Raw genomic sequence first — 8,771 nt, 5'->3', positions numbered from 1 at the left:
TAGGTCGTATCGGTTGTCAGCTAAACGTTGCACCACCACAGCCCTGACCAGTCAAGACTCGACCCTCAGTTGGTCCAGGGCTTTGTTTTTGAGGGCACCGAGGTGGGTGGATTGGCACTCGATGCCCATGGCTCTTCTCCTCAGTAATTGCATTTTCGGCCTCCTCTAGGTCGTATCGGTTGTCAGCTAAACGTTGCACCACCACAGCCCTGACCAGTCAAGACTCGACCCTCAGTTGGTCCAGGGCTTTGTTTTTGAGGGCACCGAGGTGGGTGGATTGGCACTCGATGCCCTTTACTCTTCTATTCATTTTGCTTTCGTCCTTTTGATCCTCTGAGGTTTGGCTGCTGGTACTGCTGGTACTGCTGGTACTGCCTGCAGTGGTGGTAGCGGTGGCGGTGGCGGTGGTGCAGGTATTGAGTTGCTTGAAGCCTGTTTTGCTGCTTCAGCCGCAGCGTGTTCTGCAGCCCAATGAATGCGGATCGCCTCAAGATCTCCATAGGCCCCGATCTCGGGAAGTCGCTCAATGAAACGGCTGTAGAGACCATCCTGAATCAAATTGTGAGTACGCATCCATTCAACTGCAGCGTTAGGGTTTGTGAGCATCACGTAATGAAACTCACCTGAAGCCCCTGGCTTGGTAGCAATAAACTGCAGCTCACGAAGTTTCCTCATCCGTCGGCGCCATGTGTCCACAGCGCGCTCACCAATAAAGCCCGCTTCAGCCGCAAAAGTGCTGGGGTTTTCGATAGTGATGACCGGATGATCTGGTGATCGGGCCCATAGGCAAAAAAGCACATGTCCGGCTGGCTGTCCTTTTGATTGAGCGTCGACAACCTGCATTGCAATTGGGAGGGTACGGGGGATAGTGCAAAACCCATCGTTGGTTTTGCGTGTCCATTTCCAAGCGTCGGCAATGGTTGGAAAGTGCACCAGCATCAATTGTTGAGCGCGTTCCGACATCGTCAAGCGGCGCTTCGCTGATTGTTTGCCGTTGGCCATGCCTTATCCCCTAATCCGTTTCTGTTGAGCCAAGTTTGCAGGTATCGCGAGACAAGAGCAAACCATAGTTTGACGCAATACCCTGCTTTCAAAGGTACCTTAATATACGATAGGGATTAGTTAAACGCACGACTAAATGATTGAAGGTACTCATGAGATGCGTGATATCACGCACGAAAAGCTTATATATATATGAAAAATAAGAGATTTATTTATTTTTGCGGTGCTCTACGTGCTCAAGTGCTCTGTCGTGCTGTATGTGCTCACCGTGCTGTAGGGTGTAGGGTGTGGGAAGAGGGGCCTGAGATTCGCTAACCATTCCCTGAAATTTTCAGAAAATCTGTCTTGGATTGATGCTGGTTTGATCTCAGTAGCGGACTTTGAAGGTTGGTGAGTCCTCCGGTCGCAGCTGACGGCGATCATAGATCCGGGTCGTGCTTATATTGGCATGTCCAAGCCAGGCCTGAACCTTAGCAATATCGGCTTCGTGCTCCAGAGCATTGGTCGCCGCCGTGGCACGCAGGCCATGCACCCCCAACCCAGCGACATTGATTCCTGCCGCCTTGGCATAGCTTCCGACCATTGCGTAGATGCCGTTGGCGGTTATGCCTGCGCCGGTCTGGCGACCACGCAGCGGCACGAATAGCGGTGCATTAGGCTTCTGCTGGTAATGCCCCGAGCGTTCCAGGTATGCGTAGATACGCTCGGCGGCAATAGGGTGCAATGGAAGATACCGCAGCTTTCCCCCCTTGCCATGGATCTGCAGGTGCTTAATGCCCCGGCGATCTTTAATATCGCTGATCATCAACTGAGCGGCCTCCTCGCGACGCAGTCCGTGATACAGCAGCACAGCGAGAATGGCCCGATCGCGTTGGCCTTTTAGAGTGTTCGGATCCGGCGCATCGAGCAGCGCCTTGGCCTGGTGATCACCGAGAGCCGGAGTCTTACCTTCGTTGGTTTCGATCCTGGGTCGCTTCACACCGTGCACCGGGTTGCCGCCAGCGACGGCGTTGAGCTCCAGCAGATGATCGAACAGGCTGGCCAACGCCGCCAGTTTGCGGCGGATGGTGGCTCCGGCCAGGCCCCGGGTTTCCAATTGGGCGCGCCAGGCCAGCACGTGCGCCCGGGTGACGACACGGAATTCCTCGGCGCCGTTGAGGCCAACGAAACTGCAGAAGTCGGCCAGGTCAATTTGATAGGCGCGACGTGTGCGTGGGTTATCGATATTGGCGAACCATTCCACCGCTGCCGGCACGCTGGCGAGTTGCTGGAATTCGGCGGCGGTCAGTCGGCGCTCATGGGTGACTTTAAGCCGACTGGCCGTATCGACTGGCAGTTCGATGAGGTTTTTCATGGCTATATGCGGTTGACGTACTGATCAGGCGCAAAATAGAGGGCAGTGTATTTTTCTAACGCCAATCGCCATTTACTGCCATTGGTTTTGCCTTCGCCTTTTTTCGACTCCAGCACGCGGTAGGCGTGGCTGATATCGTGATCCAGGTAGAGCATGTTGCCCTTAACCACGTCCTTAGCTTCACAGCGGTACACGTACACCGTCCGTCCGCCGCCATCGGTCATTTCGATCAGCACCGGCTCACCGCATTCTTCGCATGTCCAAGTGCGCTCATCCAATTGCGTTTCGGCGTCCAGCACGTCCAGGACGTGATTTTCGCAGTCTTCATTTTTGCAGCGATAGCTTTGGTCGAACCCGGTAGCGATGCGTGGGGTGCGTCGAGGTTGTTTCGGGGCCATAAGAGCATCCTGTCTAAAAGTGGTGATAACGTATTTCTTGCACTGGTAAGTAGCGATCGATAATTGATGCGTCGTAGATATCGACGGCGTCAGAGGTGCCAAGCGGGTCGCGGTCCCTGACTTCCTACGGTGTGGAAACCCAAGCTCACTGCGACATTTCCGAGGCTATTTTCCTAAGCATGAAGGTCTCGCGCTGAATAGATTGGCCCATCGAAGATTCTTGTCGTTGCATGACGGCTTCGTTGTGGCTGATAGCGGCAGCCAGATTGATCCAGACAGGGCGCATACCATTAGCGATTTCGTGACTATCCATTCTTACCGGCTCCAAGATAGGGCCTATCTCGCATAGATAAAAGTGCGAGGTCATGTGCATCAGGTCATAGCCAGGCTTCAGGTGGGGCCTGTACTCCTCAATGTAGCCGTAGTGCCGTAGAACCTGTATTTCACGAGCTCCCGTTTCTTCTTCTAGCTCACGCTTCAGACCCGCGACGATTTCCTCGTCAGCATTTAGGCCGCCCCCGGGAAAACTGAAGTCGTTGTAGCGTTCGGTAAACAGCAACAGGATCTGGTCACCTCGCAAAACGATGCCCCGCGCAGCATGACGACGAAATACTCGGCCCTGGGTGGACACGAGCTGTGGGTGAACAATTTCAGTGATGAGTTGCATGTGGTCTCGCTACAGGTCGATCAGTTAATCCTTACCAAAACTGGCCACCGCAACCCTCAAAGATGGGAGCGATGGCCACCGACAACTGCTCAGCGGAGCAACAGCACCGGTAGGGCTGTAGTCTGCAACATCGTGGTGGTGGTGCTGCCTACTAGAAGATTCCTGATGCGAGAGTGCCCATAAGCGCCCATGACAAGGAGATCGATGTCTTGCTCGGTTTGATACGCCTGCAGAACTGTCTCGACATCGCCTTCAATCAGCTCGGCATTAACCTCCAATCCAGATGCGGCAAGCGTGCTACGTGCCTTGGCCAATTTAGATTGATTGTCTGCTGAGTCTTTGCCGACCATGACTACGTGAAGTGAAAGGCCCGTAAAAATCGGGCTCGAGGCGAGGGCCTTTACTGTGTTGTGCGATGTGGCACTGCCGTCGAACGCGAGCATGATCTTTTCCGGTTTCTTGAAGCCGTTGTTCGCAATCAAGATGGGCTGGTGGAACGCGCGGATAACCGACTCAACTTGACCTCCAAGCGCATGCGGATCCCGCGCGCTTCTCCCACCGGCCCTTCCGATGACTAACAAGCGGATGTCTTCGTTGAGATCAGTCAAAGTATCGACAAGATCACCATGACGCTGTTTCAGATCAGGCAAAGCCGCACCCGAAAGGACCGTGCGGTCGCGAGCCGTTTCAAGCATATGCTGCCCATGCTCAAGAGCCAGCTTTGCGCGCTGCGCATCCAGTGCAGCCAGATCTTTCAACAAATGTTCTCGGCTACCAAGACCAATGTTGCCGCTCAGATCAGCAGAAACAGGATATCTATCTTCGTCCAGCACATGAAGCAGGGTCAGTGGAGCGCTGAGTCGCAGCGACGCCCATGCTGCGTAGTCACAAACTGCTAGTGTCGAGGGTGAGTTATCAATGCAGGCCATTACGTAGGTCATTGTCGATCTCCTTAGTGGCTCATGAGTTTGTCGATGGCACCGGGTTTGTCATGGACCCCGAAGCGGTCAACGATGGTCGCACTGGCTTCGTTGAGGCCCAACACTTCAACGTCAGCGCCTTCACGACGGAACTTGATCACGACCTTGTCCAGCGCAGCGACCGCGGTGATATCCCAGAAGTGGGCTTGAGTCAGGTCGATGGTGACTTTCTTGACTGCTTCCTTGAAGTCAAACACACCCGTGAACTTGTCAGCAGAACTGAAGAACACTTGGCCTACGACGCGGTAGGTTCGATGCAATTCCGCCTGTTGCAGGCTGCTCTTGATGTCGAGGTAGTGACCAACCTTGTTTGCGAAGAACAGGGAAGCCAGCAGCACGCCCACCAGCACGCCATACGCCAAATTGTGCGTGGCCACGACGACCACGACGGTGGCGATCATGACTAGGTTTGTCGACAGCGGATGCTCTTTCAGGTTGCGCAGTGAGTCCCAACTGAAGGTGCCAATAGACACCATGATCATGACTGCCACCAGTGCGGCCATGGGTATCTTCGCTAGCCATTCGCCGAGGAAGACCACCATCAGCAGTAGGAAGATACCGGCACACAATGTTGAGAGGCGGGTACGGCCGCCGGACTTCACGTTTATGATCGACTGACCAATCATGGCGCAACCTGCCATGCCACCCAGCAAGCCAGACGCGATATTCGCGATTCCCTGACCCTTGCACTCGCGGTTTTTATTGCTCGTGGTATCGGTCAGGTCATCGACGATTGTCGCCGTCATCATGGATTCGAGCAGACCCACGACGGCGAGCGCGGCGGAGTACGGGAAGATGATGCGCAGGGTTTCAAAATTCAGCGGTACGTCGGGCCACAGGAAGATGGGCAGAGTGTCAGGCAGCTGTCCCATATCACCCACGGTGCGGATGTCCAGTCCCAGATAAATGGCGATTACGGTCAGGGCAAGGATGCATACCAGGGGAGATGGAAGCAGCTTGCCGATCTTCGGTACATACGGGAACAGGTAGATGATCCCAAGGCCGGCTGCAGTCATGGCATATACGTGCCAGGTGACATTGGTGAGTTCAGGCAGCTGCGCCATGAAGATCAGGATTGCCAGAGCGTTCACGAATCCGGTCACTACGGAACGCGAGACAAAGCGCATTAGTGAGCCTAGCTTGAGATACCCAGCAAGGATCTGAAGCACCCCACACAGCAACGTCGCTGCAAGCAGGTATTGAAGTCCATGATCCTTAACCAGCGTAACCATGAGCAGTGCCATCGCGCCAGTGGCTGCCGAGATCATCCCAGGGCGTCCGCCGACAAAGGCGATGACTGCACAGATACAAAAAGAAGCGTAGAGGCCAACCTTGGGATCAAGGCCTGCGATGATTGAAAAGGCGATGGCTTCAGGGATCAGCGCCAAGGCGACGACGATACCCGCGAGCACATCTCCACGGACGTTGGAGAGCCATGTTTGTCTTAGTTTTTGCAGCATAGAAATTATCCAGGGCAAAGCATCGCGCACGCCAAAGGGAAGGCGGGCAGGTGGATGCAAATTCAAGTTCTGAGGATTTTGCTGTGTGCTTAAGGTGGGAAACCAGGCGTACAGCAGTGCGCGCCCGCGAGCAAAGCTAGCGGATGCAAGGTGTTGCGAGGGGGCGTAGCGCTAAGGCGGCGTAGGCTGCCAGTAAATCGTTTGGAGTACAGTCATGCTGGTGTTCCTGTAGCTCAAGGGGTAATGCGGAGGTTGAGTATACGACAAACCGGTGCTCATCGCGCCTCGATCCGACATGATGCATCGCAAGCGCGATCCAAAGAGCACGAATTTAAATGGCAATGAGGCGCCCCGATAGTGTGCTGTTCGCATTGCTCTTTGCCTGACTTGTAGGTGCTGAAGCATTGGAGGACGGTAAAAGAGCTGTCACGCCGAAGCATGCTCTGGTAGAGATCAGGAACCCAAACGTTAAGCGTCCGGCCAATGCACCTTGCCTGGGCTAGTCAAGATATGCCCAGCTATCGGCACCGTCGAAAAGGCGCACAGGTGTTGCCCCGACCAATTGCTGGTCGAAATTGTTCATATTCACACCAACACCAACACCAGCGCCTGCCCCTGGCAGGATCGCTTCCCAGTGGGTGACACATCCACAATTACTACATCGGATCGTCCTCAGGGTTTCTTGCCCCCAAACGTAAGAGGAGGTGTTTTGAGGGTGTCCCTCGAACTTTACTGCACCAGCTTCATAGCGAGCCCAAAGCGCCCCCAAAGCGCCCCGAGTCTCCGGCAAATAGAGCAATTACATTTGATGGCATGAATTGGTGGATGCGGGATGAACACGCGCACTTTTCCACAGTGACAGGAACCTTCTAACAGTCCATTTTTGACGTGGGTTTTCATGTCAACTCCGTGACCGATTTATGCCGGGACTTCAGTTGAGCACGATCCGGCGTCATTCATGGGGTGGGTCTCACCATATCCTCATCGAGGTTTGAGCGTGAGAGGTCGATCAGGCTGAATTCCCTCTATTAATACTTCACCTTGTACGTCGGTGAGTCCTCAGGCCGGTTTTCACGCCGATCATAAATCTTGGTCGTGCTGATGTTGGCATGACCCAACCATGCCTGGACCTTGGCGATATCGGCTTCATGCTCCAGAGCATTGGTGGCTGCGGTTGCCCTGAGTCCATGGACGCCCAGGCCGTCGACCTCAATCCCTGCCTTCTTTGCGTAGGCCGCTACCACGGTGTAGATGCCGTTGGCCGTGATGCCAGCACCGGTCAGCTTGCCTCGTAGCGGGATGAACAGCGGCACCTTCCTGGCCGCCAAATGGTGCCCTGAGCTTTCCAAGTATTGGTGAATGCGTCCGGCCGCCACGGGGTGCAACGGCAGGTAGCGCACTTTGCCGCCCTTGCCATGCACTTTCAAATGCTGAATCCCGCGGCGATCCTGCATGTCGCTCACCTGCAGCAGCGCAGCTTCTTCGCGGCGCAGCCCGTGATAAAGAAGCACAGCCAATATCGCCCGGTCGCGCAGCCCTTTAAGGGTCGTTTCATCCGGGGCTTCGAGCAGCGCTTTGGCCTGGTGATCGCCCAATGCCGGCGTCTTCCCTTCGTTGCTTTCCATCTTCGGTCGTTTCACCCCATGCACGGGATTGCCGCCGGCGATTGCATTGCTCTCCAGGAGGTGATCAAACAGGCTGGCCAGTGCCGCCAACTTGCGCCGGATCGTAGCTCCGGCCAGACCGCGATGCTCGAGCTGGGCGCGCCAGGCCAGAACATGTGATCGGGTCACCACGCGAAATTCCTCGGCCGAAGCCAACCCGACAAAACCGCAGAAGTCTTCCAGGTCATTCTGGTAGGCGCGTCGTGTTCGAGGGTTGTCCAGGTTGGCAAACCACTCGACTGCAGCGGGTACCCGCGCCAAATCCTGAAATTCGACCGCCGTCAGCCTGCGCTGATCGTTCGGCTGGGCTTTCGTCAGTTCCTGCATATCGGTCTCATAATTGAATTCCTCGCGATCATCTGTCTCGGCTCTAGTCACAAATTCAACATCAAATGCGCCCGCTGATTCTAGAACCGATTAGCGGTTAAAATTGGTGATAACCTATTTTATCACCATATTTTAGCTTTCTTTGAGCATTCATACGGAAAACGAAATCGGCTTTCTTGACGAATGGACAGGTTGACAAGTTGACATACGTGTCACCTTTCGCTAGCCTAGGTCTCACAGGGTTATTGCTAGCCCGTGAGGAGGAACCATGTCAGTTGCAACCCCCGAGAGAACTCAGTCCACAGCCAAAATCGAAGCCGCCAAGGCCGACCTGCGCAGACGCTTTGAGAAAATACTCGAGCTAGCTTCGGAAGCCATTGTATTGAAGGCTGTTACTCTTCCTGATGAAAAAGCTTTTACTACAGTATCCAAAGTGGACGCTGATAAGGAGCTAAGTATCGAAGCACGCAATCAAACGGCAGTAGCTAATATGCGGGCTCGTGCGTTCGAACGAGTTGATAGCCGTTGTGAATTGCTTTCTTCCCAAGAAGCCCACAATATTCTTGGCATCACTAAACAGGCGCTGAGCCAAAGAGCTAAAGCTGGCTTCGTGTTGGCGTATACAAACACAAGCAACCGCCGTAAATACTACCCTTCGTTCCAATTTAAAAATAACAAGCCAAGACCGGTGATTGCAAAACTGATAAGTGAACTAAATATTGATCCTGTTGATACAGAAGCCATGAATTTTTTGGTTCAGCATCTGGTCAGCAAAATGGATTACTCAAGTCCTGGCGAGCCCGAGAATGTGGTACCGCGTTATGAGCTTCTAGATAACGACGCCGCAGTTGAAATTATCAAACGTGACTTTATAAATGCGTTTGAGCCAGGACAGTAAACCGAGCCTCCGGTGGGAGGC

At 54.2% G+C, this 8,771-nt stretch carries 9 protein-coding genes; 1 reads left to right on the top strand and 8 read right to left on the bottom strand.

Features of this window, described 5'->3' with window-relative positions:
* Positions 1-306: 306 nt before the first annotated feature.
* The 8 genes from JFT63_RS28515 to JFT63_RS28485 all read right to left on the bottom strand — a co-directional run bounded on the left by JFT63_RS28515 (position 307) and on the right by JFT63_RS28485 (position 7,852).
* Positions 307-1,002 (bottom strand): hypothetical protein, encoded by a 696-nt coding sequence (locus JFT63_RS28515; protein WP_198845249.1) that lies wholly within the window; start codon positions 1,000-1,002, stop codon positions 307-309.
* A 367-nt stretch (positions 1,003-1,369) separates the two neighbouring features.
* On the bottom strand, positions 1,370-2,356 hold the full coding sequence (locus tag JFT63_RS28510; RefSeq protein WP_068588516.1) for a tyrosine-type recombinase/integrase: 987 nt from the start codon (positions 2,354-2,356) through the stop codon (positions 1,370-1,372).
* Positions 2,357-2,358: 2 nt separating this feature from the next.
* On the bottom strand, positions 2,359-2,754 hold the full coding sequence (locus JFT63_RS28505; RefSeq protein ID WP_068588518.1) for a hypothetical protein: 396 nt from the start codon (positions 2,752-2,754) through the stop codon (positions 2,359-2,361).
* 145 nt (positions 2,755-2,899) lie between these two features.
* Positions 2,900-3,421 carry an NUDIX hydrolase gene (locus tag JFT63_RS28500; protein WP_068588522.1) on the bottom strand — a complete coding sequence of 174 codons (522 nt, stop codon included), beginning with the start codon at positions 3,419-3,421 and terminating at the stop codon, positions 2,900-2,902.
* 89 nt (positions 3,422-3,510) lie between these two features.
* Positions 3,511-4,362, bottom strand: coding sequence for a universal stress protein (locus tag JFT63_RS28495; protein ID WP_068588523.1), 852 nt, complete (start codon positions 4,360-4,362; stop codon positions 3,511-3,513).
* Between the two features lie 11 nt (positions 4,363-4,373).
* On the bottom strand, positions 4,374-5,861 hold the full coding sequence (locus JFT63_RS28490; protein WP_068588525.1) for a SulP family inorganic anion transporter: 1,488 nt from the start codon (positions 5,859-5,861) through the stop codon (positions 4,374-4,376).
* Positions 5,862-6,590: 729 nt separating this feature from the next.
* Positions 6,591-6,761: a GFA family protein gene (locus tag JFT63_RS30200; protein ID WP_442963724.1), complete on the bottom strand. Its 171-nt coding sequence runs from the start codon at positions 6,759-6,761 to the stop codon at positions 6,591-6,593.
* Between the two features lie 128 nt (positions 6,762-6,889).
* Positions 6,890-7,852, bottom strand: a complete 963-nt coding sequence (locus JFT63_RS28485) for a tyrosine-type recombinase/integrase (protein WP_068588529.1) — start codon at positions 7,850-7,852, stop codon at positions 6,890-6,892.
* 268 nt (positions 7,853-8,120) lie between these two features.
* On the opposite strand from JFT63_RS28485, the gene JFT63_RS28480 reads away from it, so the two are divergent.
* Positions 8,121-8,750, top strand: coding sequence for a hypothetical protein (locus JFT63_RS28480; protein ID WP_046036665.1), 630 nt, complete (start codon positions 8,121-8,123; stop codon positions 8,748-8,750).
* The last annotated feature ends 21 nt before the right edge of the window (positions 8,751-8,771 follow it).

Origin of the sequence: Pseudomonas sp. MF7453 (assembly GCF_016405455.1) — a bacterium.
In the GTDB taxonomy this organism is placed as follows: Bacteria; Pseudomonadota; Gammaproteobacteria; order Pseudomonadales; family Pseudomonadaceae; genus Aquipseudomonas; species Aquipseudomonas paralactis.
The sequence above is the reverse complement of the archived record's forward strand: the minus strand, read 5'-3'. Positions and strand labels throughout refer to the sequence as shown.

Bases quoted from the DNA above. Each gene is read 5' to 3' on its own strand.
- JFT63_RS28515 (WP_198845249.1), bottom strand. From the start codon at position 1,002: ATGGCCAACGGCAAACAATCAGCGAAGCGCCGCTTGACGATGTCGGAA.
- JFT63_RS28510 (WP_068588516.1), bottom strand. From the start codon at position 2,356: ATGAAAAACCTCATCGAACTGCCAGTCGATACGGCCAGTCGGCTTAAA.
- JFT63_RS28505 (WP_068588518.1), bottom strand. From the start codon at position 2,754: ATGGCCCCGAAACAACCTCGACGCACCCCACGCATCGCTACCGGGTTC.
- JFT63_RS28500 (WP_068588522.1), bottom strand. From the start codon at position 3,421: ATGCAACTCATCACTGAAATTGTTCACCCACAGCTCGTGTCCACCCAG.
- JFT63_RS28495 (WP_068588523.1), bottom strand. From the start codon at position 4,362: ATGACCTACGTAATGGCCTGCATTGATAACTCACCCTCGACACTAGCA.
- JFT63_RS28490 (WP_068588525.1), bottom strand. From the start codon at position 5,861: ATGCTGCAAAAACTAAGACAAACATGGCTCTCCAACGTCCGTGGAGAT.
- JFT63_RS30200 (WP_442963724.1), bottom strand. From the start codon at position 6,761: ATGAAAACCCACGTCAAAAATGGACTGTTAGAAGGTTCCTGTCACTGT.
- JFT63_RS28485 (WP_068588529.1), bottom strand. From the start codon at position 7,852: ATGCAGGAACTGACGAAAGCCCAGCCGAACGATCAGCGCAGGCTGACG.
- JFT63_RS28480 (WP_046036665.1), top strand. From the start codon at position 8,121: ATGTCAGTTGCAACCCCCGAGAGAACTCAGTCCACAGCCAAAATCGAA.